Source organism: Sphingobacterium sp. ML3W (assembly GCF_000747525.1).
Classification (GTDB): Bacteria; Bacteroidota; Bacteroidia; order Sphingobacteriales; family Sphingobacteriaceae; genus Sphingobacterium.
In genome coordinates this window covers 1,163,934-1,190,713 of the sequence record NZ_CP009278.1, presented here as the reverse complement: position 1 = coordinate 1,190,713, position 26,780 = coordinate 1,163,934, and the positions used below count along the sequence as shown (strand labels likewise).

Genomic DNA, 26,780 nt, shown 5'->3' with positions numbered 1-26,780 from the left:
AATGGTTAAAACAAAGATACAACACAAAAATTAAACAAACAAAATTAAATATCTGATTAATAAATAGTTGCATAAAAATAGCGGCAGGAAATTGGACTGCAGTAATACGACGAATAAATTCTCTTACTCACAAGAACTAGAGAATTTATAACGAAAAAGATTAAAATAAAAGATCATGCAAAAGCAGACAAATAGAAAAGGACAATTTGGAAAACCACCGTATAGAATCGGGGTAGCAAGCGCAAGCTATGCCACCACAGCGATATGCTGCAGGATGGTTGACCGAATTGGGCAAAGCCTGCGTTCTTTACTCGGAAGCTGCTGTTGCGCCGGTCCGGTGCACGATGCACATGGACGTAAGTTTACGAGTTTCCCCATTGGGTACAAGGAAAAACTTTTTTGGTCGAATAAGGAGTCCCAATACCAAGAAAAAGCATCTTTCTTTCGGAATTTGCAGGGGGCCAATACCCTGATCAAGTATTGTGATCAATTAACTAAATTATGATAATAGTATAAAAGACGGAGGTGCAAATGAACTGGTTTAAATTATCGGCAACTGGTAACCCTCTTACTCCTAACAACTATACATTAGAAACTACTCCACCAAGTTGTGGAGGTCAAGATCAAATCTGTGCTGTTCAAGCAAATGCAGACACTTCAGGATTAAAACCTGAATTATCTGCAACATTGAAAGACGAGATGATCACAGCCTTACACTCAGGTCAAGAGTCTGCCAATGTTAAGTTACGGGATAGGTAGGTTTTAGCGAGGTACACTTGTATAATAAAGGGGTTAGCGAGGAGCTAACCCCTATTTGTATTACTCGCTTTCTTCAAAGACCAAAACTTCCATTTTCCGAGCATCCTTTTTTAGAACCAATCCCTGATTTTGCAATTGCTTATTAAGAGCATCCAAACTTGAATAGTCGTCAACCTTAATGTTCACTGTAGACTTAACCTCGTCAAAAACCGGCGGAAACTTCCCTAAATAATCAATTGTAAACACCAATACCTCTGTCCCTTCCAGTCCATCTTCGCTTTTTTCAATAATTACAGCATCATCATCCAATCGTTGCAGTACCAAACATGGAATTTCCTCTATTGACCAATAGACATTCAATCCCAATCCATTATTAAGATCGTTAATAATTACCTTTGCCACACGTTGTGTATCGATGTCAAGTACATCTATACGCTCATAGCAAATGCCATGATCCAGTAGCCAGCTATTCTTACCATCTCCACTAGCTAAATAACGATAGCGATCTGGGTTGCTAACTTTCCACTTTATACGCTCCTCTTTTAAAACAAATGTTGGTTTTTTTATAAGGCTGAGTGCCGCAGTATATGCACCAAGAATATCACGGTTATAAAAACTCACTTTCCTTTTTTGAGTAACGCTATCCTTTTTAATTTGAATTCCATGCCACATTTTACCATCTTGATATCCCGATATAGAAAGATTAACAAGCGATCCATCCACAAGTTTATTAATACTAACCGGGGATGATTCATCTCTAAAATCTGCTTTTAAAGGCAAATGTATCTTACCTTCCAAATAGAGTTTTTCCACATGCTCCGCTTTAGCAAAATCTGCAAATGTTATCGCCTGAACTTTCCCCTGCTTGAGCCAAGCTGTATGAGGCACCCCTTTATGAGGAAAATAAAGACGCAATAGCGTATCTTCATATATGGTTGGAAGGGCAACTTTATGCTCTTTAAGAAATGCATTGCTCTTATAAAAATTTTCGATCGTTGCTTTGTCTTGCCAAGTAACCAAGATCACCTGCAATTTGTCTCCCAATTCATTCTGAAGCTGCTGGAGCTTGGGCATTGCTGCTATGCAGTTAACACAAAAAGTATCGAAAAAATCTAAAATAACAACTTTACCCTGCAAAGTACTTAAGTCAATATTCCCCCTACTGTAGTTCAACACAGGAAAAGCAGCTAATTTTGGCAAATGCTGTCCTACTTTCAATTCTTGACTACGATCTGTATCCTTTTGAGCACTGACTATCGAGCTTGACAACAATAGGATCAATAAATTTATTAATATCTTATTCATAGGTCTAACGTTTATTTTGTGTCATACCTGATTCCATTATGGCCAACTCAGGTATTAAATGCGCATATTTCAGACTGTTTGGCTCCAATCGATATTCTCTCCCATCGAGTACCCGAATCAATGTCTTTTTAAAACGTACATCCTGATTGAGTCGTTTCAAATCGGACCAACGTCGCCCTCTAAACATTAATTCCTTTCTTCGCTCACCTAATATAATCCGTAATAATTTATCTGGATCAGATTCAGTAATGGGTAGAAATTCAGCTACTTTAAGACGATGCGACAGGAGCATATTGATATCAGCTAAAGCTTGATTCTTACGATTGATACGAACAGCACATTCAGCCCGGATCAGATAGGTCTCACCAGTCGTCAATCCGATAAAGTTAATGGCTGAACTATTATCATAAGAACCTCTAAAGCCATAAGTCTCAGGATCAGCATCATTATGCTGAAAGTACAATTGCTTTCTATAATCGTTATCAGCATACATTTCATACAACTCTGGATCGACCCGAGCTAAGAACTGATCTAATCCATAACTAAATAGCATCGTCGCTGGAAAAAGTACTTCCTCATTAAAACGTTCAAAAGGAAACCTGATCGTATGATCACGCATACTATACTGCATTAAGCTATGTTTGAGGCTCAAACTCGAGTCGGCGTAAGCATATGCTTTGGCATAATCCTGCATATCCAAGTAAACTCTTGCCAACCCCGCATATGCTGCTGCTTTATGTGGTCTACCTTTACGAGTTTCTACTATTGAAAGATTACCGATGGCCATATTATAGTCGTTTATGATCTGTTGATAAGTTTGTTCTAGGCTGCTCCGTATTGATCTATAATCTAACGCAGGATCCAATCTTAAAGGAATACCCAACTCCTGTGGTGCTGTAGTAGGGTTATAGGGCAAGGTGAACACCGAAGCAAGCTGATGAAAGGCAAAAGCTCTAAAAAAATGAGCTCCTCCCATTACTTGCTTATATTTGACAAAATCAGAACTGCTTTCTAGTTTTTGTAATATCTCTAATACCTGGTTGGCCAGATACACCGTTTTGTATGGGTTTTGCCACTGTGTATTCATCGTGATCATCGTTCCAGACCAATTATAGCTCAGTTTTTCATCTTCCTGTTCAACTGCACTTAAATCCGCTGAATTCAAATAATAATCATCTGCAGCTATTTCCCCCAGATTAGGATACCCAGTGTTCATACTGCTATAATCATTTAACAAAATGTCTGCCTGTTCTAATGTTTTAGGTACAGCCATCTTTTGATTGGGTTTGATATCTAAAAAGTCAGCACAGCCAACAAGTGGCGCTGCTAAGAGCAGAATATATACGATAAGTTTCATAATCTATGATTTACAAGTTGAAATTAAGTCCCAATGAAATGGACATTGGATCAGGAATAGACTCTCCATACTCGGGATCAATATTAAGCTTATTTGCCCTCCATATAGTCCCTATATTTTGTACGTAGGCATACACTCGAGCATTCTTTACACCAATTTTATTCATTTGGGTTAAAGTGTAACTCAACTGGATATCCCGCAATTTGATCTGATCTCCACGCTCCACCAATGCTGAAGATGAATAATACATTTCAGATGCAGGTATACTACTTGGATAAACAAAAGCAGGCACATCCGTCCATTTTTCATCCCCAGGTCTTTGCCATCTTTTAGCATAATCAGCATGACCTAAATCATTATTAATAAAAAACCGGTTATCAAAAGATGTTCTTATAAATTTATAACCCAGTTGATAAGAGATGTTAAAAGAGAGCTCTAAATTCTTATAGGAAAAGCTATTTCGAAATGACCCAAAGTAGGTGGGTCTAGAAGAGCCGTGGTTTTCCAAATCATCAATCTCTGCCCCATATACCAACGCAAAATAATCCTCTGACACCTCACCATTCAAATATCCTCTTGGTTTTCCTGATTCTGGACTTAGACCTGCCCATTTATACGTCAGTAAACTATAAAGGTCTAAACCTTCTACTGCTGTCATTGCCCCGTAATAAGGATATGAAACAAAGCTGTCTGCTCTTTTGTCTGAAATAAACGAACGTTTAACTTTCGTGGTATTATACGCGAATACAAAATTAGATGACCACTTAAATTGAGTATTTTGAATAACATCTGTGTTGATCGATATATCCGCTCCACGACCATCCAGATCTGCTGAATTGACATTCAATGTACTATAACCAGTCGTTGGGTCAATCTTCGTACTGGCAATCAAGTCTTTCGGGCGCTTAATATAATATTCTAAACTTCCAGATATCCGATTATTGAAATTAAAATCCAACCCCAAATTCAACATTCCTACACGTTCCCATTTTAAGCTTGGATTGGGAGGCGACTGCATGGTAGCATAGGGATTACCAGTCATGTAATGAGGAGCGGATTGCAATGAAATAATCGGATAGGCAGCAGTGCTATTGTTCACATTACCGTTATAACCATAAGTAGCCCGCAACTTCAACAATGGAAATAACTGTTCATTTACAAAGGATTCATTTGAAAGTACCCAAGCCCCACCTACAGACCAAAAAGGTTGAAATTTATCATTGGTACTTACCCCAAACAGGTTGGAGGCGTCCTGTCTGGCACTTGCACTAATCACGTATCGGGAGTTATAGGTATAAGCTACATTGGCAAAATACGATACATAACGATTGGTGTACGCTTCCATCTGTGAATAATCGGTCAATTGAGTCGATCCCCCAATTCCATTTAATGCCTTGATCTGTTTTCCATATGCTACCGGTTGAAAAGTCAAGGTTTGCGGATCATATCCCATAAAAACAGAGCTTCTCATCGCGGATTTAACCTGCCTTAGTTCAGTACCCGCTATAGCTATTAGATTATGCTTATCCGACCAATTTTTAGTATAATCCAGCTGTATTCGACTCTGATGTGTGGTATTAGATCGAGACAAGGTATTCAAATAATCGCCTACAGGAATATTCCAAATCACTTCATCATCATTCCAAGATGCCCTATAATTGATAAATTCTCTTTGGTAGACCGAGCCCATTCCCCGCCATTCTTCAGTAGGTTGATAGGATTGTTGGTAAGCATATAATCCGGAGACTTTAAGTGTAGGTTTAATCTGATATGCAGCTTGCAAATTTACAAAGGTCTCCCGAATATTGGTGATCTCATGGGTTTCAAACAACTCATCTAAAGGTCTATATTTCCAGTCCAATAATCTTCCGCCAGCTACGGTGTCGCGAAAGATTGGATTTCGAGAGATCGCATCTACCACGAGAGAATTACCGTTTTCATCTGCCATCCGCATGTACGGAAAGTTACCAGTACCTCGTCCCATTTGATTATACCCCATAGGGCTTTCGCTGTCCTTTCTTTTTGACTCGGTGTAGGTTATCCCTAAATCCAAACTTAGATTTTTGACGGGCCTCATTTGGGTGTTGTTCTTCAGAGTAAGACGGTTGTAAGAAGAGGTAACAACGGTTTCTAGATTCTTATCATATCCAATGGAGAATTGTGTATTTATTTTTTCCGAACCACCGCGCAATTGGACATTATACTGTTGCTTGGTAGACTCTCTGTAAATATACTTCAAAAAATCCTCGCGCATATCGATATCTTTTAAGGCATCTAGTCCACCTTCTAGTTCAGAATCTCCAATATCACCTTCTTTATGTTTCTTTAATAACTGAATAACAGGAGTTAAATTGGTGCTGTATCTTTTCATTTTACTATTCCAATAACCTTTATCAAAAAGGAAACGTTCAGCTTCTATATAATCGGCACTTGCCATTTGCGGGTAGAGGTATAAATTAGGCTTGTTCCCGATAGTCACATTAGAATTTACCGATATTTGAAATGGTTGATTGTATTTCCCACGTTTGGTGGTTATCACAATTACACCATTACCAGACTTAGCACCCCAAATAGAAGATGCTGCTGCATCTTTCAATACGGTTATGTTTTCAACATCATTAGGATTAATATTATTAAAGTAACCATTTAAAAAATCAAAATTAGATTCATATGGAACTCCGTCAACAACAACTAGAGGCCATTTTATAGTACTAATGCTACTTTCGCCACGAACACTAAATCCCAACACCTTGCCTCTACCAGAAGCATAACTTTTATCAAACGATATACTAGGCACCACATCTTCCAACCGACTCACAAAGTCTGTCGACACCTTCCTATTGAACAACTTATTATCCACAAATTCAAAGCTTCCAGTCGCTCTTTCTTTCGGGATTTTCTGAAAACCTGTAGATACTACTTCCACTTCCTCCATTACATTGTCTTCGGGTATCAATTTCACAGTTAATGATACTCCTGCGGTATAATTGAGTTTTTGGGTTTTGTAGCCGACGTAACTGAATTTTATTTCCCCTTTTCGATTTTTGACGAGTACCTGGAAAGTTGCCTCTTTAGATGCTCGGATTTTTAGATTCTCATCATCGATACGAATGGATACGTCTTGCATCGGTTTACCATCTAGGGCGGACACCACAAGTCCTGTGAGTTCATATATTTGCCCATTCACCCCGCTTTCCTTGCGGGGCGCCTGAGCATATAAACTAACCATAAAAGAGTTCAATACTAGGGTCAAAAACAGCATCTTGCTCATCAACAGCAAGCCGTCTCCCCTATGTTTAGATAGCTTCTGGAGATATCCCCAGAGCTTGTTTATATGGTTTATTTTTCTTTTCATAATTTGAATTTTTAGGCATAACACTCCCCTTACCCTTTTTCAGGCTTTGTTTTACTCCTGATCATCAGGACTTCAGAAAGCTTATAATCCTTTTTTCTTAACTACTTGCAGCCAGTCTAGCGGTGACCGCTGCTACCCTACCTCGCTTTGTTTTCATGATCATCGTTGGCTGTTCTTGCCAGATGAGCTCTACGGATTCGCCGCGTTTGGTCATAATCTGCCGACTATCCTTCACGATAGAAAGCTTTTCGACTCGGACATCTAACTGAAAGTGTTCGTTCAGATCGTTGAGCATCCGCTGTCGGTATTCTTCTCGTTCGGTATTGACATGGACGGTGAGCTCATAATCATACAGGTTCTTTTCACCGTCGGGACAGATTTTACAGGGTATATATTTGGCTCGTTCGTAACCATATACGATGATCTGCTCTGTCGGGAAATTGGTAGGCAGTCCTAGGGCAAATAAGTAGCATTCGTAAATAGCCATATGAGCCAGTGAAATACGGAGCACATCGCTACGGTCATCACGCACGACTGCACTGTAAGAACTTACTTGTTCTTTGGACGGATTCAGGAACGAATAATAGCGTTCCTTAGGTCTTCCCTTGACAAGACTTTTCAGAGCATGCGCATGCCTCCCTTCATAAGGAACTCGTTTCTTAAAAGATCGTTCTGGTAAATCTGTTATCATAATTGGTTCTTTAATAACTGAAACACGGTTTTTACGCAAAACTGAAGACATTTCTTCCCCTGAGGATAGCACAAAGCTTTCCCTATTGCAAGTTTTTTGCATGATATTAAGGTTCACGTTAAGCAATGTTTAAGATGCGTGATTCTAGAAATCAGCACCCCGTTTTTTTAGGCCTAACAGTTAAAAAATAAGGTGAATAAAATGCAATTATACGTCTTCGTGCTTGTTATAATTGGTCTTTAGTATTGCATTTTAAGGTATTCGAATAAAATCCGATTCGATAAAATATAGAATATCTATACATTCATGAAGCGGAATTATTGTTTTGCAAAAAATATTCATTACTTTTAAAGTGTGAGATTTAAAGGAACAGAAGATTAATTGCTTATGGCATAATAACGCTAATACGAATCGGAAAAACCACTAGAAGCTAAGCTATTATAATGGCTATTTACCATTATTGTGTGCTTTCACCTACCCTATCGGGTGAACATGCCCTTTTGGTTTTTAATGCATACAAGTTATTCCGGTTGTCGGAGCTTGTTTTTAAACAACGCATTGATAGCGCTATGCACAGCACGATCCTGGATCAGCTGAAACATGGGTGGGTTTTTGGACTCTTTTCTTTTCATCATTTATTTGGTTAAAATATTTGGTCAATGAAAATAAGTCTCGTGCGGAAGGTAATAAGGCTTTATATAAAAAGGGAAAGCCCACTATTTTCCGCTGTCAACGAGGTACGACCAAGCACCCAAAACACAGTTTCCAATAGGGAGCTTTCCCCTTCCTTTTGCTAAAATACAAAAAGTATGGGGGTCCGCAAACCCTACTGTCCCGTGTTTAATGAATTTTGGTCGTTTTCGTTAACGAGACTACAATCATATTACACTGATTGTTAATCAAATATACACACAAAAAATATAAAACAGAACTTAAATAACTCTTTTTGTTAAAAACAAACACAACATATTGATTATGAATTATTTAAAATCAGATAAATTCAAGTATTTTACATCAAAAACTTTAGATAAAAATTATAAAGGAAAGGAAAAGAGGGATTTAGAGAAAGAAATTAATCAAAAAATAGGTACAAGAGAATTTGTATTAGCAAAAATTTTCTATGCAATTATCAAACAATTAGGATTAAATATTGATGAGACTTGTCTTATATTATTACCAATAGCACAATCTCTACCAGATTTAAATTTATTCCCCAACAAAGAAAATAAGCTGAATAGTTTTATAAGTACATATTCAAAAGAGCTAAAAGAGATAGCAGACTCGGCTGGAATTGAATATAATAGATTTATCAAACTACACAATGGAGAATATAGCAACTTATACCCTAATGATGTTAACGGTTTGGCTATCGCTTTTAACATTCTACCCAGCCAACTTTTCGAATACTTTTACGGCGATGGCGAGCGTCCAATGATAGGGTTATTCCCGAAGCCATCTGATGGAGATGCTAGTGAGGGGTAAAAGCTATCGGTATCATGGATGATGCGCAGACTTTAGTTCTAGCTTACTTACCTAATAACCTGATAACGTTAAAAAATGGCGAACGTCCAGTAATAGGATTATTACCGAAGCCAGCAGATGGAGGTGAAACTGTTTGATTAGAGAATAATAAATGTATGGATTGTTTCAAATAGGTTGCATCTATTAAAGGATTTAGAGTAGCTAAATAACAATTGAAATAGTTTTAACAAATAATATCGACAACATAAATGGATGTTAAATTTATAGATACGACTGGCTAGCAAGAGACATATTGGCTCAATAGTGGAGGTACACGAGAAAAACATATTCTACAGGATGAGAATGATGATCTTTGGTATTTTAAACGATCTGAGCGTAAGCCTGGAAAAGGCAATAATCCAGAAAAATATTATAAAGATGAATTTTGGTCTGAAATAATTGCTTTTCAAATAGGTAAACTCCTCAATTTAGATGTACTAAGATACGACGTGGCTAAAAGCAAAGGTGAGATCGGCTGTATTAGCAGATCCATGATTAACAGAGATAATGAACAACTTGTGGAAGTTGGACGTTATATGGTCACATTTAACCCAAAATTTATACCTGAACAAAATGAAACACGAAACGAGTATTCCTATCAACTTCTACAAAATACTCTTCATCATTTCAGTCTAGCTCAATATAAACACAACTTCCTACAGACTTTAGTATTTGATGCACTAATTGGGAATTCCGACCGGCATCAAGAAAATTGGGCTTTTATATCAGATTCTTACATTTTGGAAGAAAATATTGATATTGGTAACATGGTGGAAAGAGCCCAGAAGGAAAAAGATTTTTCATATACTCCAGAATTGGTTAGTAAAGAATTTGAACTAAGAAAATTAACCATAAAAAATATAGCGCCGATTTACGATAGCGGGAGCTCATTAGGTCGAGAACTTACCGAAGATAAAATCGAAAAGATGTTAAGGGATAAACAGATGATGGATGCTTATATTCGAAGAGGAACCTCCGAATTACATTGGGAAGATAAGCGTAAGGTTCCACATTTTGATTTACTACGTCACTTTAAAAAACTAGAGTTGAAGTCCGACTTCGAACAAGCAACGGCTTTTTTAAAAAATTGGGATTCCCAAAAAGTCGAGCAAATCATACTTAATATAGATAATGTGCTACCTGAAGAGCACTCCTTTTACAAATTATCTGCTATAAGGAAAGAGTTGATATTAAAATTACTAACTTTGCGACACAAAAACATAATATCTATTATCAATGAGTGAGTTTTCAAAAATATATCTTGCATGGCGTAAGGGATCGGGATCCCGTAGGCATATTGTTGGACTTTTGGAAAAAGACAACGATAATAACGTTACATTTCAGTATTTACCTGAAGCCAAAACATTAAGAAAGACACAAGGATTTATACCTTATTTCGAGTTTCAAGACTTAGATAAGGTATATCACGTCAATGTACTTTCTATTTTCTCCCATAGATTAATAAAAACGGATCGTCCTGATGTTCAAAATTTTTTAGACTTTTGGGAAGTTAATGCTGATAAGGCAGATGACAAATTTTATTTACTTGGCAAAACTCAGGGCTTAACAGCAACGGATAACTTTGAATTTCTAGCAGAATACCATACTACTACAGACCTTCACTTTTTAACCGATATTTCCGGTCTTTCTTATGCTCATATACCAAGAAACTTTGTAAAGAACGGAGACTTGCTCCAATATTCGTTGGAAAAAGATAACGAACATGATAAAGAAGCTGTAATGGTAACATTCAATGGTACGAAACTGGGATATATAAAAAGAATACATTGCAGGGTTTTTCAAGAAACTCCACACTTATTATTAAGTGTGAAAGCTATTGAACAAAATGGCGTAATCAGAAAAATATTCGTTAAAGTATCTAATTAGCTTAACAACACGATATAAAATAATCATCATTTTTAATTCCATCAACTTAGATGGAGTTAAAAATTGAATCCAAAACCAATTACCGAAATATTCTTAAAAGGAAAGTATAGCGCGGGACTTCAACCCTAACCAACTCCTCGACTAGTATTTGATAAATAAGGCTTTGTTATTTATCAATATCATAAATTATCCGCAGACTTTAGGTGCTAACTTTAAACAAGTAACACAGTGACGAGTAACGCAGTAACGATTAGTCTACCTTACTCACCTAATAACATGATAACGTTAAAAAAACGGCGAGCGTCCAGTAATAGGATTACCTAAGTCCGCTGATGGAGATGCAAGTGAGGGATAAGATCTGCGACGTAGACGAAAGATAATTATATTGGAAGCGATATATTCTTTATTCCTTTGGCAAGCTACTTAATAGTTCCTTGGCTGAAACTTCCTTTATTTCCCCATTAATCTTAACTACTAAAGTCCCATTCTTTTCCGCAGTTTCATGAGCTAATTTTGTTAATGCTTTTTGAACACCCAATCTTACTCGCTCCGAGAAAGAAATATTACCCGATTTTTTATCTAGTTTATTCAACATGCTCACTTTTGTAATCGGCACTTCAGAATACATCACTTTTGGCAAATAAGCGTGCAGCAAAAATGGCACTAATGGTGCAACATTTTTGGCATTAATGAATGCAGCATTTTTAGCAAGAATAAATACATAGTCCATCTTTTGGGACGTGGTGTCCCAAAAGAAAAAACAAGCTTTGTCGTAGCAATTAGACAAAGTTATTATGAACTATTATTTAAGTAAAATTATGACCTATCATGAGGTTCACAGAATGTTTCGAGCTGGTAACTCGATCCGGAAGATTTCCAGTAATCTTGGGCTCAATTGGCGTACCGTCAAAAAGCTATTGGATCAAGACGACCGAAGTTACCAAGAAGAATTAGAACGGCCATCACCTAAGAAAAAAATTCTGCAGCCCTATCGGGACTTTGTTAAAAGTAAATTAGAGCTGTACAACGATACTTCTGCCGCGCAGATGTATGATTGGCTCAAAGAGCATTATCCAGATTTCCCAAAGGTCAACACCAAGACCGTATTCAACTTTGTACAGAGTATCCACAATGAGTTCAATATCCCAAAGTCAGTCAGCGGACGTGATTTCCAGATGGTTGAAGAACTGCCTTATGGACAACAGGCACAGATGGACTTCGGGTTTTACAACATGACCACTACCCAGAACAAAGTGAAGAAAGTACAGTTCTTCACGTTCATTCTTTCCCATAGCCGCTATAAATTCGTACTTTTCAGTGATGTTCCATTTACAACAGCGATGGTTGTACGGGCTCATGAACAAGCATTTAAGTTTATCGCAGGGTGTCCAGAGGAAATGGTTTATGACCAAGACAGATTATTGATGGTCTCAGAAAACCTTGGGGATATCGTTCTGACTTCTGAGTTTTCCAACTATGTTCGCCAACGTGGCATCAAACTCCACTTCGGTAGAAAATCGGACCCCCAGAGTAAAGGTAAGGTCGAAAACGTTGTTAAGTATGTCACGCAAAACTTTCTGTACAATAGGCCTTTCAGGGATATCGAAACACTTAATGATGAATGTATTTCCTGGTTATACCGTACCGCCAACAATCTTTCGCATGGCACATACAAACTTGTTCCATTAGAGGAATACCAGATAGAGAAATCCCACTTAGATCCATGGATTGAAATCATTCCAGAGATTTTTGCAACCCGTTTATATGCTGTACACAAGGACAATAAGGTGTCGTATAGAGGTAATTTCTACAGTGTTCCTACGGGCACCTACAATGCAAAGATCACAAAAGTTAATCTGATGGAGCAAAATGGTAAATTGATTGTCTCGGCGCTATCGGGTGATGAAATCTGCAGACATGATATCTGTAAACTGAAAGGGAAAAAAATCATCCAGCGTAGCCATGGTCGTGATATGGAACCTAAGATAGAGCAGCTGATCGATGCAGTCTGCCAAATGTTTGAAGATCAGATAAAGGCCAGAGAGTGGATCATGATGATCAAAGTCCATAAAAAAAGATACATACGTGACCAGTTACAGATGCTCGGACAGATCATAGGTGAAAATATTGGAATGGATATATCCAAGGCACTGGATTATGTACATGCCAATAATATACTGAGCGCTACAGATTTTCGAGCTTACCTGGTATATCTAAAATCCGAACGTTCAGAAGAAACCAGATTAGAAGCCAAGATAATCAAACTCAATCCACTCAGTGGGAATAGAAATACACAATTAGAAATAGAACCCCAAAAAAGTGACCTGGGTAATTATGAAGCTTTGTTTAGTCAACAATAAAGTAAAAAATCTTCCCTGCCATTCTTCTTGGCAGGGAAAAATAGAATAACATATCAGCACAAAATAATTATGGATAATCAAAAACAAGAAATCAAGCAACTCTGTACAAGTTTTCGACTTTCGGCTATTGCCGCTGGACTAGATAGCATCGTCGCTACTGCTGAAAGTGAGCATATCGTATATGTTGAATTTGCTTCTCGCTTACTGAAGGTAGAACAGGTCCATCGTCAACAAAAGGATGAAAGTAGACGGATGAAATCTGCAAACCTTCCTAAAAACAATGATCTATCGATTTATGAGGCTAAACGGAATGGACTTACCATCAAACGTCTCGCTACACTTAGGGAGCTGAACTGGATCGATCAGCTTTTTAACATCGTCTTGATGGGGCCAAGTGGTACAGGTAAAACATTGCTCGCAGCAGGGCTATCAAAGGACGCCGTGAAGGCAGGCTACAATGTATACTTCAGAACCATGGAAGAAATGGTCTCTACACTGAAAACCAAAGACTTTGTCCGGTCTCAAGCAGCTGAATATAAAAAAATGATCAGGGCAAATCTTATTGTGATCGATGATGTAATGCTTTTTCCTTTAGAAAAAACTGTTGCTGTCTCTTTTTTTAATTTCATCAACCAGATCTATGAATCTACTTCAATCATTGTAACTACGAATAAGAAACCAACGGAATGGGCTAAAATGCTCGAGGATGAGGTAATTGCAACAGCACTTCTGGACAGAATACTCTTTAGATGTGAAGTCATAAATCTAACCGGAGAAAGTTATAGAATGGAGAACAGAAAAACTTTTTTTGACAAGTAAATTTTATAACATACTTTTGAACTGGATTGTGTATTTATTCATGCCATTTTTGCTGCACTCCAAATTGCCAATTATGCTGCATTCTAAATTGCCGATTACAGTAAGTGATTTCTAATCAAGTAAAAACAATCGACTTAATAATTTGTTAACTAAATTATCTAAGATAATTAATATACTATTTAAAACACAAAATGATGGAAAAAAAATTTTTATTATTTCCTTTACTATTTAGTACCCTACTATTTAGTTGCAAAGAAGAATTCGATTCAAATGACAGTCTTGACCTCAAAAATAATCAAGCTACAAGAAATTATTACAATGAATTTGCTATTATTTTATCAAAAGCGGTACAAGACAATGCAAATGTCAGAACCTTTATTAAACAAAATGCTTTACTTGAAATAGATCATGACCATGATGTTTTCTATCAATTTGTTAAAGAGGAAAAACTATCAAATGGCTCTTCATTCAAAGATATTTTAAAAAAATATGAAGATTATCCTAATCAACTAATGGAGATTGAGAATGGAGCTCCATTATTGACAATATTTATTCCTACTATTGAACCTAGCAAATTCTCGCCAGCAAAATGGGAAAGTAATTCAGTTGTCCCGTTTATAGCGACAAATATAATGGATTCTGATAAAATGATTCCAATTTATGAAAATGGAGAGAAAATTCTTTCATTAAAAAGTAATGAAATCCCAGGGTTTCCAGTACTGGTCGTGAAAGCAAATGAAAGAATTAAAGTCAAAGCAAACCAAAATATCAAAGCAAGCAACTCCTTAACATCTTCCGCCTTTGAATTTGTTTCACCACAATTTGATAATTCGAATAAGACTAAAAAAAATCTAGCAAATAATAAATTAAAGGCGGGAAATTTAGCAAATTCGAGCGGAGTTGTATTGGGAGATCCGTTACCAATTGATCCTTCAGTTATTAATGCTTATAATATTTTTGGAAAAGACGTCAGTAAATGGCAAAGAGATCATGTTTATTACAAATTAAGCCCAACAGATACAACAGGTCCTTTACAAACTAATATGACCGAATCAATTGTATCTTTATCTATAACAGAAGATGCTTATCTTAAAATCAGTGATCAAGCTGAAGATCCTAAACGTACACCAAACCCAAACCAAATTATCAATTTACCCGATGATTATAACAGGTCAACGATCATGGATCTAATACAGAAAAATATGTGGACAGATGGAAAATACGAATTTAGATTTGATTTCCTAATTAATAACAAACAAGGTATTGGAGCTACGTATCAATATTTTCTACCACTATCCCCTAGCGATTTTTTTTATATACCCACCAGTTATTCAACCAGAACTACAAATGGAAAAAATCCACAACTATTAGTTGTATACTCTACAACCCAACTTTACCGTAGTCGACCTAAGACGGTAAATTTAAACATTCCCATAATTAACTGGGATATAAAATCAAATGCTCCAATTTGGAAAATATCTTTATCTGAAATCGATACTCAAGAAGAAATTTATGAAAGAGAAACAGTCACAAATGAGTTCGCTACAAATTTTGGATTAAATATAAAAATAGGCTTTAACTTTGGTATGACAAATAAAGATACGTTCACTAGAGAGATTTCAACTAGAAGAACCTTAGGTGAAGATAACTTAGGAAGTGTATTAGTAAATTTTGGAGACCCAATAATTGACCGATACGATGCAAGAGGAGGAATATATTATTTAACAACTTATAGTAATTCGTATTTTTCTATACAGTTGATGCCTGTCAAAAAATTTTAATAATAAGGAGTTATTCTGGATTTAAGGATATTATAATCAAAGCCTGTCCATAATAACTTTTTAACCAGTTATTTCTTTAAAATAGTTATTTGAGCCCTACTAGCAACATTAAATGAAAATCACCAACAAACAATAACAGCTGAAAATAAAACAGAAAATCATATAACTAAAGAATTTTGTTAATCTCTTTCTTGATTTACTTTGATCAGCTAAGCAAAAAACTTATTCTACAATAACGTTTATACCCGCCATATTAGCTTTGTATTTGATCTTCTCAATCAGGCCAAAATAACTCCAATTTCGTAATAGAAATTCATCTCCTTTAGCGAACTCTTCTTTCATCTTTTGATTGACCAACAGTAAAGTACCAGCCTCAGATTTCACACAGATATCGATCAACTTTCGACTATATAGATGGAGACGACTATCTACACGTCCTTTCTCCTTTTCGTTAAAATGTTCCAAACTTTCATCTTTTTCTTACGACCATGACCACCCCTATTGTATGTCACAGCTTTTACAATCGTTGCCTAGCAGCCTGAATAGCCATCCGACGGTATAAAAACTCTTCTTTGTTTCCTATTTGATAACTGTCCTTGTCAATAGCTACGGTAATTGGATACTCTACGGACAACGTCCTGCCATTCGAATAACTTTTTATAATACTCAGACCGTTGCTCTTTATCATCACAATCCAAATAAATCTGAACTTTTCGGGTTAATATTAGGGTATCTTGTTCCATAACGAGTTATTTTATTACGCCATTTTCTTGGCAGTTTTAATCTTAGCATGTGCCTGTACGAACAGTTGTTTGACCATAGCTGGATTCAAATTCAGAGATTCAGAGATTTGCTCAAATGACAGTTGAAGCTCATAGCACATATGAAAGATCTCGGCCTGATGATCATTGAATTCACCTTCAAGGACAATTTTAGATGATCTGTTTAACAGCTCCATTTGTTGCGAATAGCTGAATATAGAACGTAGTGTCTCAATGATTTTTTCAACCTGCAAGCTCACTTCATAGTCAGATATACCACCTAAATAATGGGCAATACGTTCATAGTTAAAACTATATTTTAAACAAAGTTTGATGAATAGCTGCTGTTGATTGTTAAGGCTTGGCAATAGTTTGTTAAGCTTGTCCAATCGCTCTTGCTTTTCTTCCTCCAGTTTCTCCAAATAGACCAGATCAGCTTCATCCTCTTCTTCTATTTCATAGCCGAGTAAAAACTCTTGATAATCCTCAATACCATCTAAGCGTAAAAGATTTCGGTGAAATTTGTTACGTGCTGTAACGTAAAATGCATTGATAGCCGCTTTAACCTGTACCTTTACAAAGATGAAGGCATCGTCTATATCCTTCACCTGTTTTCTATATAGCCATAGTCGCAATAATGCTTCTTGAGCGATACTTTCAGCTGCACAATCATCCTTTGTGGCCCGATATGTTCTTGCAAAAAGATATCCGTAAAAGCGATTGTATAAGAAATTTAAGCCGCGTTCGTCTCCATCTTGAAGAAAGGAAATATACTTTTCGGCTTTCAGTACTTGTAAAGTTTTATTCATAATCATCGTTTTAGTCAAGGCATATGAGCATGCCAATTCATTGGTTATTCACCTCAACAGACCTCAGCCGGCCTGGCGGATTTTATTGGAAACTGAGATCATGTTTGAGGGTATATTAAAGTGACTTAGAACGTTTATGTCATATTGGAATTAATTGGAATTTGATTATTTTTATATCCTAACTATCCCCTATGATTGTATATACAAAATGTATTCAACCATGGTTAGTTTCATTATTAGTATTCAGTGAGTGGCAAAACCCCCACCCTACGGCTTTACAAGCAGCCTCAATTATTTTATATGGTGAATTAGAAACTAGCCTTCTAACCTCTTAACTTTCTAACTATTTTCAAACCCTCTTACAAATTGACGTCATTAACAAGTCGATATGGGTTCTGTGGGTGGTTTTATGTATATACCTTTCAAATTCTGGTTAGTTACAAACCCAGAATATTTTCAGTATTCAGTGAGTGGCAAAACCCTCACCTTACGGCGTCACAAGCAGCCTCAATTATTTTATATGGTGAACTACAAACTAGCCTTCTAACCCCTTAACTTTCTAACTATTTTCAAACGCTCTTTCAAATTCAAGTTTGTTACTAATAGCAATATCTTTTGATTGCTTTATAATCGTTTCATCAGTTGTAAATACCATTAATGGTCTTCATGATTGATTGTACATACCTTCAAATTAAGATCAATTACAACCAATACTATTTTCGGTAATCAGTGAGTGGCAAAACCCTCACCCTACGGCGTCACAAAAAGCCTCAATTATTTTATAATAAGAGCCAAAGTAACCTTCTAACCCCTTAACTTCCTAACCTTCTAACTATCTAACTAATTCATCACGCAGTGAGTTCTAGCCCACTAACTATTCCAATCAATACCAATACGTCAAAGAACTAAGAAGTTTAATTTTGGCTTATAATTCCTCTTGCAGAAGAACAAATTACAATTTTGTCATTACCAACAAACTTTCGTAATTTTAAATCAAATTTAGACTTTGTCACCCATATTAATTCATGGTATCCTACCGATTTACCGGTAAAGTACCGATCCACAAAATCATAGCATATGAATACTATTTTTGAAGAAAAAAAAGAAACCATGCACATCGGTCACAATATAAAACGGATAAGAGAAATTCAAGGAATTAAACAGGAGGCACTTGGTCTATTATGCAGAAGCAAATACTCTCAGCAACGTATTTCTGATTTTGAAAATATGGTCGCTTTTGACGAACCGCTTTTAAAAGAACTGGCAAACGCACTTGGGGTAACGCCAGATTTTGTCAAATCTTTTAAAGACGAAAATGTTATCTATAATATACAGAATAACAACAATTCAACATTTAGTGATAATTCTGTTGGTCAAAATGCACAGCCCATATTTAACAATGACGGCTCAGACAAATTATTAGCACTACTGGAAAAATTCATTGAAGAAGACCGCATCAAAACGCAATCCATTGCTGCATTAAGTAAAGCGGTATTAGATCTTGCGAGCGAAGTGAAAAAATTGAAAGAAGATAAAAACCATTAAAATACAGGACGGTTCAATATTGTTTGATTTAGAATTTAGAAACAAGGTTTTACTATTGTGGAGTATGACCTTGTTTGTTAAACATCACTTTTCAGCATCAGTAAAACAGTCTTATTCTAGGAGGTAAGCAAAAATAATTTGGATATACCCTATTTCCAATTGCCAAATACCAATTTATTCCGAATTAGGATTAAGAACATACTACACATAATCAAAAAGAAACAGAAGAATTATGTTGATCTCTTTCGTAATGTGGCATCATCTTTATATGTTTCATAAACTTACCCCACCATGTTCAACAAAGCTTTTGCATGTGCCAAAGCGGCCGAAGTTGGTTTTATGCCACTCAACATCTGAGCGATTTCCTTGATTCGCTCTTCTTGGTTTAAAAGCACAATATTGGACTTTGTTTTATCACCTTCATCGATTTTGTAAACTTTAAAGTGCGATTTCCCCTTTGATGCAATCTGCGGAAGATGGGAAATAGCGATAACTTGCATATCTCCAGCCAATCGTTCCATGATTTCGCCAACTTTCAGTGCTACTTCCCCTGAAATACCAGTATCGATTTCATCGAATATGATGGTTGGTAAAGCAGAGCTCTTCGCGATTAATGATTTAATAGCCAACATCACACGCGATAACTCTCCTCCAGAAGCCACCTTATGGATCGCTTGTAATTCTTGACCTTTATTTGCTGAAAACAAAAATTGAATGTTGTTCATTCCACTTTCTTTTAATTCATTTTCTGCTAGATCTGTCAATTTCACTTCCAGTTTAGCATTGGGCATGCCGACTTCTGCCAACATAGAAACCACATGTTCTTCGATTTCCGGCAAAGCGGTTTGACGTAGTTCCGTTAATGCTTTACCTTTTTCCAAGGCATGCTGGTAAGTTTCAGACAATTCTTTTTCTAATGCCAGAATACGTTCATCTTGGCTATTGACATCCAGTAATTTTTGCTCTAGGACGTCTTTAATAGTTAATAACTCTTCCACAGAGTCTACATGATGTTTTTTCTGAAGATTATAGATCAAACTTAAACGCTCATTGATGATTAATAATTTATCCTCATCCAAGTTTGTACCTTGTTCTAAACTGCCAATTTCTGTTGCAATATCTTTCGCTTCTATCCATACACTGCGAAGTCGATTGTTTAACTCTGGTAAAGCAGCTAGGTATGGGGCCACAGATTCTAGCTGTACCAGCGCCTCTTTCAACTGCAAAACTACGTTCTGCTCTTGCTCTTCCAAGATATGCAATGCACCCAGCAAACCTCTTTTGATTTCCTCTGCATTCTCCAGTTGCTGTTGCTCAGCTTCCAAACTCACCTGCTCGCCTTGAGCCAGACCAGCATGATGAAGTTCATCAAATTGAAATTGATTAAAATCAGCCTCAATATGTGCCTGTTTGGCAAGTTCTCTTATTTTTCGCAATTCATTCTTTACTTTTTTATAACGTAGGAACGAATGGAGGTAACTTGCTTTCAAATCAGCAGATTTCGCGACATTATCGACCACTAAAAACTGAAATTCTTCGGTATTGATCTGCAAAGTAGCATGCTGCGAGTGGATATCGATTAACCTTTCGCCTAAACTTTTAAGTACAGCTAGCGTAACGGGGGAGTCATTGACAAAAGCGCGTGATTTACCATCTACACTTATCTCGCGACGAATAATGGTTTCCTTTTCATAATCCAGATCATGTAGCAAAAAGAAATCTTTCAGGTCATATGCTTCAATTTGAAAGAACCCTTCGATGCTACATTTCTTATTTTGATTGAAAAAGTATTTTCCTTCTACCCTACTCCCTAAAATAAGAGACAGAGCACCCATGATAATGGATTTACCAGCACCGGTTTCGCCGGTTATAATATTCAACCCTTTATCAAACCGAATGGATAGCTCATCAATTAAAGCGTAATTCTTAATATCTAATCTTGCTAGCATACTTTTATACGTCTATTTTTTACTTAATGTATTTTGTAAAGCCTTTTATTATCCTATCGGAAAGCAGTATACACGCAAACAACAATACGACAACATCTTGATTTTATATTGGATTTATACAGATTCTATCTCAAACTTAGATAAATTGCTTTTTATATGCAATATAATTGTGTTTCAAATCAATACAATTTATAATTTTCCTTCCGACCTTCAAGAATATCTCTTTGCAAAGGAAATTTAATAAATAATGTCTTGGTATTGTAGCTGTAAAAAGCCCTATGCTCTACATCATCACAAGCACTAAGGTATAGACAAAAAACCATAAATACTAAATAAAATAGTCAAATACCTACTATTGTTAGTAAGCAATATACTATAGATTGACCCTAAATAGACGAAAACCAACTCTCAAATAGCTAAATAGGGGCAAAAATATTTTATGGAATATAAAATTGGACATACGGAGTTACCCATTTATTAACGACTACAAAAGGATGATTATCAGTTTAGCTCAGACTATTCCAAAAGAAGCGATTGCTACCAACAAATCAATAGGTAATCGTGAAAAAGTATATATAACAGACTCTTCATGATAAATAAATTTAATTATCTTTACATGACAGTGTATTCATATATAAAAACTTTGCACGATGGAACTAAATTTAGAAGCACCATATAATTCATTACCGAATTTACCTGTATTACAATCAAAGATTGAGACAATACCCATATTAAGGCAAGTCGCCAAGTCTGGTATAGCTTTGGCAGAGTTGAAAGGAATAATTCACACTTTACCTAATCAATCAATTTTATTAAATGCTGTCATTCTCAAAGAGGCTCGTGCAAGTTCTGAAATTGAAAACATAATTACTACGCATGATAAGCTTTATCAAGCACTGTCAATCAAGGGAAGCGAAATAGATTCGTCAACAAAAGAAGTTTTGCGTTATCGCGAAGCCATTTTAGAAGGTCACCGGACTATAGAAAAGCGTGGGTTCTTAAATACAAATACAATTATTGCCATTCAACAGGTACTGGAAGAAAACAATGCAGGATTGAGAAAACTTCCTGGCACTTCTCTAAAAAATGCAGTAACAGGTGAAGTCATTTATACACCTCCTGATGACAAGGAAGTTATCCTATCATTAATGAAAAACCTAGAGGATTACATTAATGAAGAAAATGAGGTTTCTCCTTTAATCAGGTTAGCAATACAGCATTACCAATTTGAAAGTATCCACCCATTTTACGATGGTAATGGCAGGACAGGTCGTATCCTTAATGTACTATACCTGATTTTGCACGGGCTACTTGACAGTCCAGTACTTTATCTGAGTGACTATATTATTAAAAATAAGTCTAACTATTATCGTTTACTTCAAGAAGTAAGAACAAAAGATGGATGGGAGGACTGGATACTTTTTATATTAAAAGGAGTTGAAGAAACAGCAAAACAAACCATACAACAAATTGATTCCATAAAAAATATGTTTACGCAAACACAGGAAAAAGTGAAAGCTGAAGCACCAAAACTCTATAATAAGGAATTATTGGAACTAATTTTTGAACAACCCTATAGTAAAATCGAGTTTGTCGTTGAGCGCATGGGGGTTTCTAGGATAACCGCAGCTAAATATTTAAAAGGCTTAGAAGAACTGGGCATATTATTTTCAAAAAAAGTTTGGAAAGAAACATTATATATTAATCAATCCCTGTTCGAAATATTAAAAAAATAACCTGCATATAGATTATTTAATTTACAGTGCTATGTGAAACAGAATCGAAAAGTAGCACTAAATAGGTGCAAAAATATTTTATGGAATATAAAATATTACCGCATCTTTATATAAAGTATTAAACGAACAGGATGGATATAACAAAGATTTCATTAACAATTGGAAGCATCATGATCAGTGGTGGTTTATTTGCTCAGAATGCCAAAGTTATTAAAACAGATTTAAAAGAAGTGATGCTGTACACCAATTCAGCCGAGCTTAATCATCATGCTACGGTAAACCTTCCAACTGGAGCAAGTGAACTCGTTTTTACGCATGTAGCTAATAATATCGATGAAAACAGTATACAGATCGGTAGTTCCCCGAATGTTACGGTCATGTCTGTAAGATCGGCTGTGAACTATGTCGAAACTGATGTTAAAAGCGATGCTTTTATAAAGGCAGAAAACTATTTCAAGAAAGAGACCAACACCCTTAAAACTTTTGAAAATCAAAAAGCGACGGAAGAAAGTATCCTGAAGCTATTGGAGAGCAATCAAAAAATAGCAGGTGCTAATGGCAGCACTACGGTTGATGAACTCGCTAAAATGGCTAATTACTACAAGACCAAATATCTGGAAGTAAAAAGCAATATAACGACTTTGGATGATCAAATCATGAGTCAACAGGATATCGTCAACAAAGCCAAGATACAATTGGATGAAGTACGAGGACAAACAACAGGCTCTGGCGGACAGTTGATCGTGCAGGTAATCAACAATCAGGCTGGTAGCCAACCTTTTGATATTACCTACACATCTACTCAGGCATCTTGGTACGCATCTTATGACCTGCGCTCAGCAAATATCTCCGCTCCCTTAGAAATTATCTATAAAGCGAACGTAACGCAGGCAACGGGCGTAGATTGGAAGCAGGTTAAGTTAAGTTTATCGACCGGAAATCCTTCTCAATACGGGATAGCCCCCACACTAGAACCATGGCAACTGTACTATAATCAAGATATACCGACTGCACCGATGGCTTTGCAAGGTAGGGCTGCGGGACTTGTTTTAGATGAGGTGACTACAACTCAGAAAAAAAACATCCGTATTCGTGGGACAAGCACGCTTAATAATTTCACGCAACAAAACGAGAATCAGTTGAACACGACCTTTGATATCGCTATTCCATATGATGTCGCATCGAATGGTAAACCACATAGTGTTTCTTTGAAAGAGTACAAACATCCTGCAAACTATACCTATTTAGCGCTTCCAAGATTAGATCCTAATGTTTATTTAATAGCTGAGTTGACGGATTATGAAAAACTTAACCTGATGCCAGGTACAGCAAATGTGATGTTCGAAAATATGTTGGTAGGCAAAACCATCATTGACCCAAATGCAACTAGCGACACACTCAGAATGAGCATGGGTAAAGATAAGATGATCAGTATTAAGCGCGATAGAGTCAATGATCTATCCCAAACCAAGATTTTGGGTGGCAGTAAAAAACAAAGTCTCGTATACGAAATTACAATCAAAAACAATAAGAAAAGTAATGTGACCATCGCACTACAAGATCAGATTCCAATTGCGACAGATAAATCGATGGAAATTACATTAGATGAACATAATGGAGCTGACGTAACGAAAGAAACAGGTATACTCAAGTGGAATGTGGATGTCCCTGCAGGTGCCACTAAAAAGATAAGATTTGGGTATTCCATCAAATATCCAAAGGATAAACAGATCAGTATTTATTAAAAAGCTGTCTAAATTAAATAAGAAAACCGCTGTATGAATATAGCGGTTTTCTTATTTAGTTTCGGTTTGTTATAAGGTCATATAAAATATTTATGTTTGTACTATGGAAGATTATAGTGGCACATTGCGAAAATATATGCCAGAAGTGGCCGCTCCCATTATTTCCAGATGGATCAATGATACGGGATGTTTATTAAAAATATCAAAGTCTCGCAGCACCAAATTTGGTGACTATAGAGCACCTTATCGTGGGGCAGGACATCGCATATCTGTCAATCATGACCTGAATCCTTATGCTTTCTTAATCACAACGATTCATGAATTTGCACATCTAAAAACATGGCAACAATTCAAACATCAAGTAAAGCCACATGGTATTGAATGGAAAGATAATTTCAAACAATTGATGGACCCATTCTTACAGTTAGAGGTCTTTCCACAGGAGATTAAAGATGCAGTGGTCAAATATTTAGAGAACCCTGCTGCTTCAAGTTGTACGGACCTTCATCTTTTTAGAACGCTACAACGATTTGATAAACAATCGGAACAAATTTTCACGGTAGAGATGCTCCCTGAAAAAGAGCATTTTAAACTAAAGAATGGTCGTATCTTTCAAAAACAGTCAAAAATAAGGAAGCGTTACAGGTGCCTCGAGATCATGACCAATAAGGTTTATCTCTTTAGCCCAATTGCTGAAGTAGACCCTATCCAAATCAAGTAAATATGAGAAAACAATTTAAACATATTGCATTAAGCATGTTAATGGCATCGACCTTGTCGGTTGTTGCACAAAAAAATCAAACGACATTAGACCACAATGCTCTGAAGAGTGTCACGGAAAAAAGTTATAAAGCTCAAATTCTAAAACTTTCCTCGGATGAATTTTTAGGACGCAAGCCATTTACCAAAGGCGATACCTTAGCGACACAATATATAGCAGCTGAGTATAAAAAACTAGGCTTAAAACCCGGAAATGGGAAGAGCTATTTCCAAGAAGTGCCCATGGTGGAAATTACGTCAACTCCAAATGTATTATTGACCTTAAAGTCTGACGCAAATCAGATGACCCTGCACAATCTATCCGATTATGTGGTGACCAGTCGTCGTCTTCAGGAACATGTTGAATTGAAAAATACAGCATTGGTTTTTGCTGGATTCGGTATTGTAGCACCTGAATATGATTGGAACGATTACAAAGACTTGGACGTGAAAGGGAAAACCGTTGTGGTGATGGTCAATGATCCTGGTCATTATGATAAAACTCTTTTTAAGGGTGATACCATGACTTATTACGGTAGATGGACCTATAAATATGAAGAAGCCGCACGTCAGGGTGCCGCGGGTGTGCTGATCATCCATCAGACCCAAGCAGCTAGTTACGGTTGGAATGTGATTCGAACAGGTTGGGGAAATGCTCCTCAAATGGATTTAGACAACGTAAGTGAGCCTAATAAATACGCGCAAGTTGAGGGTTGGTTATCTACAGAAAGTGCTTCCAAACTCTTCAAATTGGCCGGATATGATGATTCTTTATTAGACAAAGCAAAGCAGAAAGGTTTCAAAGCGATTCCTTTAGGTATAAAAACAGATTTCGAGGTCAGCAATAAAATTAAGAAATCAAAATCCAATAACGTTATAGCGATTCTAGAAGGTAAAAGTCGCAAAGATGAATACATTATCTATACTGCTCATTGGGATCATCTAGGTATTGGTGAGGCGGTGAATGGTGACTCGATCTATAATGGTGCCATTGATAATGCTGCTGGTGTCGCGGCCTTATTTGAAATTGCTAAAGCTTTTAAAGCTGCAAAAAAAGCGCCTGAACGTTCCATTGTATTTCTCGCAGTAACTTCAGAAGAAGATGGATTATTGGGCTCTGATTATTACGTTAGAAACCCGATTTACGCGTTGAACAAAACAGTTGCCAACATCAATATGGATGCTTTTAGTGCAGCCGGTGCAACCAAAGATATATCGATCGTTGGTAAAGGCCAATCGGATATGGACGATTATGCTGAACGTTCGGCTTTAAAATTTGACCGTTATACGAAAGCTGAAGGAAACCCGAGTTCTGGAGGCTTTTATCGCTCCGATCATTTCAATTTTGCAAAGGTGGGCGTTCCTGCTCTCTATGCCGGAAGTGGTAGCGACTATATCGAGCAAGATACATCTCTTATAGCAGGTCGTAAAAAAGCACTCGCTGGACGTTACCATGCGGTCAATGATGAGGTCATTCCAGAATGGAATTTTGATGGTATGCTGGCAGATATCCGCCTGTTTTTTGATATTGGTTATACGTTGAGTCAAGAAGCTACGTTCCCAAAATGGAAAGATAAATCTGAATTTAAAGAAATAGGCGAAAAGCGTTAGTTATTTTATACTTTTGTATTCAAAGAATTA

Annotated in this window: 22 protein-coding genes; 13 read left to right on the top strand and 9 right to left on the bottom strand. The window is 36.6% G+C overall.

Annotated elements, in window-relative coordinates:
* Positions 1 to 175: 175 nt before the first annotated feature.
* Complete coding sequence (locus tag KO02_RS05160) at positions 176 to 505, top strand: hypothetical protein (RefSeq protein ID WP_038696418.1); 330 nt, start codon at positions 176 to 178, stop codon at positions 503 to 505.
* Positions 506 to 531: 26 nt separating this feature from the next.
* On the top strand, positions 532 to 759 hold the full coding sequence (locus tag KO02_RS05155) for a hypothetical protein (protein WP_038696416.1): 228 nt from the start codon (positions 532 to 534) through the stop codon (positions 757 to 759).
* 60 nt (positions 760 to 819) lie between these two features.
* Here KO02_RS05155 and KO02_RS05150 read toward each other — a convergent pair whose 3' ends face one another.
* The 4 genes from KO02_RS05150 to KO02_RS05135 all read right to left on the bottom strand — a co-directional run bounded on the left by KO02_RS05150 (position 820) and on the right by KO02_RS05135 (position 7,569).
* A complete protein-coding gene (locus KO02_RS05150; protein ID WP_038696414.1) occupies positions 820 to 2,064 on the bottom strand; it encodes a TlpA family protein disulfide reductase in 1,245 nt (414 codons plus the stop codon).
* A 4-nt stretch (positions 2,065 to 2,068) separates the two neighbouring features.
* Complete coding sequence (locus tag KO02_RS05145) at positions 2,069 to 3,421, bottom strand: RagB/SusD family nutrient uptake outer membrane protein (RefSeq protein WP_038696412.1); 1,353 nt, start codon at positions 3,419 to 3,421, stop codon at positions 2,069 to 2,071.
* 10 nt (positions 3,422 to 3,431) lie between these two features.
* On the bottom strand, positions 3,432 to 6,776 hold the full coding sequence (locus tag KO02_RS05140) for a SusC/RagA family TonB-linked outer membrane protein (RefSeq protein ID WP_081918309.1): 3,345 nt from the start codon (positions 6,774 to 6,776) through the stop codon (positions 3,432 to 3,434).
* Positions 6,777 to 6,873: 97 nt separating this feature from the next.
* Entirely contained in the window at positions 6,874 to 7,569 is a 696-nt protein-coding gene (locus tag KO02_RS05135; protein WP_038696409.1) for a hypothetical protein, read from the bottom strand.
* 873 nt (positions 7,570 to 8,442) lie between these two features.
* Between KO02_RS05135 and KO02_RS05130 the strand changes: the two genes are divergently transcribed.
* The 3 genes from KO02_RS05130 to KO02_RS05120 all read left to right on the top strand — a co-directional run bounded on the left by KO02_RS05130 (position 8,443) and on the right by KO02_RS05120 (position 10,875).
* A complete protein-coding gene (locus KO02_RS05130; RefSeq protein WP_038696407.1) occupies positions 8,443 to 8,949 on the top strand; it encodes a hypothetical protein in 507 nt (168 codons plus the stop codon).
* 530 nt (positions 8,950 to 9,479) lie between these two features.
* The gene (locus tag KO02_RS05125) at positions 9,480 to 10,232 is read left to right on the top strand and encodes a hypothetical protein (RefSeq protein WP_144243262.1); all 753 of its coding nucleotides are present in this window, start codon (positions 9,480 to 9,482) and stop codon (positions 10,230 to 10,232) included.
* Positions 10,225 to 10,875: an HIRAN domain-containing protein gene (locus tag KO02_RS05120; protein ID WP_038696403.1), complete on the top strand. Its 651-nt coding sequence runs from the start codon at positions 10,225 to 10,227 to the stop codon at positions 10,873 to 10,875. Before KO02_RS05125 ends, KO02_RS05120 begins: the two co-directional genes overlap by 8 nt.
* A 403-nt stretch (positions 10,876 to 11,278) precedes the next feature.
* Here the strand turns inward: KO02_RS05120 and KO02_RS05115 are convergent, their stop codons facing one another.
* Positions 11,279 to 11,605 carry a hypothetical protein gene (locus KO02_RS05115; protein WP_038696401.1) on the bottom strand — a complete coding sequence of 109 codons (327 nt, stop codon included), beginning with the start codon at positions 11,603 to 11,605 and terminating at the stop codon, positions 11,279 to 11,281.
* 64 nt (positions 11,606 to 11,669) lie between these two features.
* Here KO02_RS05115 and istA point away from each other — a divergent pair, with 64 nt between their 5' ends.
* The 3 genes from istA to KO02_RS05100 all read left to right on the top strand — a co-directional run bounded on the left by istA (position 11,670) and on the right by KO02_RS05100 (position 15,835).
* Entirely contained in the window at positions 11,670 to 13,235 is a 1,566-nt protein-coding gene (istA, locus tag KO02_RS05110; protein WP_051959765.1) for an IS21 family transposase, read from the top strand.
* Positions 13,236 to 13,304: 69 nt separating this feature from the next.
* Positions 13,305 to 14,054 carry an IS21-like element helper ATPase IstB gene (istB, locus tag KO02_RS05105; protein WP_038696399.1) on the top strand — a complete coding sequence of 250 codons (750 nt, stop codon included), beginning with the start codon at positions 13,305 to 13,307 and terminating at the stop codon, positions 14,052 to 14,054.
* A gap of 191 nt (positions 14,055 to 14,245) precedes the next feature.
* Positions 14,246 to 15,835, top strand: a complete 1,590-nt coding sequence (locus KO02_RS05100) for a hypothetical protein (protein ID WP_144243261.1) — start codon at positions 14,246 to 14,248, stop codon at positions 15,833 to 15,835.
* Positions 15,836 to 16,057: 222 nt separating this feature from the next.
* Here KO02_RS05100 and KO02_RS23510 read toward each other — a convergent pair whose 3' ends face one another.
* The 3 genes from KO02_RS23510 to KO02_RS05090 form a co-directional block, all read right to left on the bottom strand.
* Complete coding sequence (locus tag KO02_RS23510; RefSeq protein WP_144243260.1) at positions 16,058 to 16,300, bottom strand: IS200/IS605 family element transposase accessory protein TnpB; 243 nt, start codon at positions 16,298 to 16,300, stop codon at positions 16,058 to 16,060.
* A gap of 52 nt (positions 16,301 to 16,352) precedes the next feature.
* Positions 16,353 to 16,523, bottom strand: a complete 171-nt coding sequence (locus KO02_RS23725; RefSeq protein WP_158500264.1) for a hypothetical protein — start codon at positions 16,521 to 16,523, stop codon at positions 16,353 to 16,355.
* Between the two features lie 69 nt (positions 16,524 to 16,592).
* Positions 16,593 to 17,405 (bottom strand): RNA polymerase sigma factor, encoded by an 813-nt coding sequence (locus KO02_RS05090; protein WP_144243259.1) that lies wholly within the window; start codon positions 17,403 to 17,405, stop codon positions 16,593 to 16,595.
* A gap of 1,077 nt (positions 17,406 to 18,482) precedes the next feature.
* On the opposite strand from KO02_RS05090, the gene KO02_RS22690 reads away from it, so the two are divergent.
* Positions 18,483 to 18,950 carry a helix-turn-helix domain-containing protein gene (locus KO02_RS22690; protein ID WP_051959764.1) on the top strand — a complete coding sequence of 156 codons (468 nt, stop codon included), beginning with the start codon at positions 18,483 to 18,485 and terminating at the stop codon, positions 18,948 to 18,950.
* A gap of 281 nt (positions 18,951 to 19,231) precedes the next feature.
* On the opposite strand, the gene recN is transcribed toward KO02_RS22690, so the two are convergent.
* On the bottom strand, positions 19,232 to 20,899 hold the full coding sequence (gene recN / locus KO02_RS05080) for a DNA repair protein RecN (RefSeq protein WP_038696393.1): 1,668 nt from the start codon (positions 20,897 to 20,899) through the stop codon (positions 19,232 to 19,234).
* 650 nt (positions 20,900 to 21,549) lie between these two features.
* On the opposite strand from recN, the gene KO02_RS05075 reads away from it, so the two are divergent.
* From KO02_RS05075 to KO02_RS05060, 4 genes are all read left to right on the top strand, one after another.
* The gene (locus KO02_RS05075; protein ID WP_038696391.1) at positions 21,550 to 22,635 is read left to right on the top strand and encodes a Fic family protein; all 1,086 of its coding nucleotides are present in this window, start codon (positions 21,550 to 21,552) and stop codon (positions 22,633 to 22,635) included.
* A gap of 131 nt (positions 22,636 to 22,766) precedes the next feature.
* Positions 22,767 to 24,380: a DUF4139 domain-containing protein gene (locus KO02_RS05070; protein ID WP_038696389.1), complete on the top strand. Its 1,614-nt coding sequence runs from the start codon at positions 22,767 to 22,769 to the stop codon at positions 24,378 to 24,380.
* A 103-nt stretch (positions 24,381 to 24,483) separates the two neighbouring features.
* Positions 24,484 to 25,101 carry a hypothetical protein gene (locus KO02_RS05065; protein ID WP_038696387.1) on the top strand — a complete coding sequence of 206 codons (618 nt, stop codon included), beginning with the start codon at positions 24,484 to 24,486 and terminating at the stop codon, positions 25,099 to 25,101.
* 2 nt (positions 25,102 to 25,103) lie between these two features.
* Entirely contained in the window at positions 25,104 to 26,750 is a 1,647-nt protein-coding gene (locus KO02_RS05060; protein ID WP_038696385.1) for a M20/M25/M40 family metallo-hydrolase, read from the top strand.
* The last annotated feature ends 30 nt before the right edge of the window (positions 26,751 to 26,780 follow it).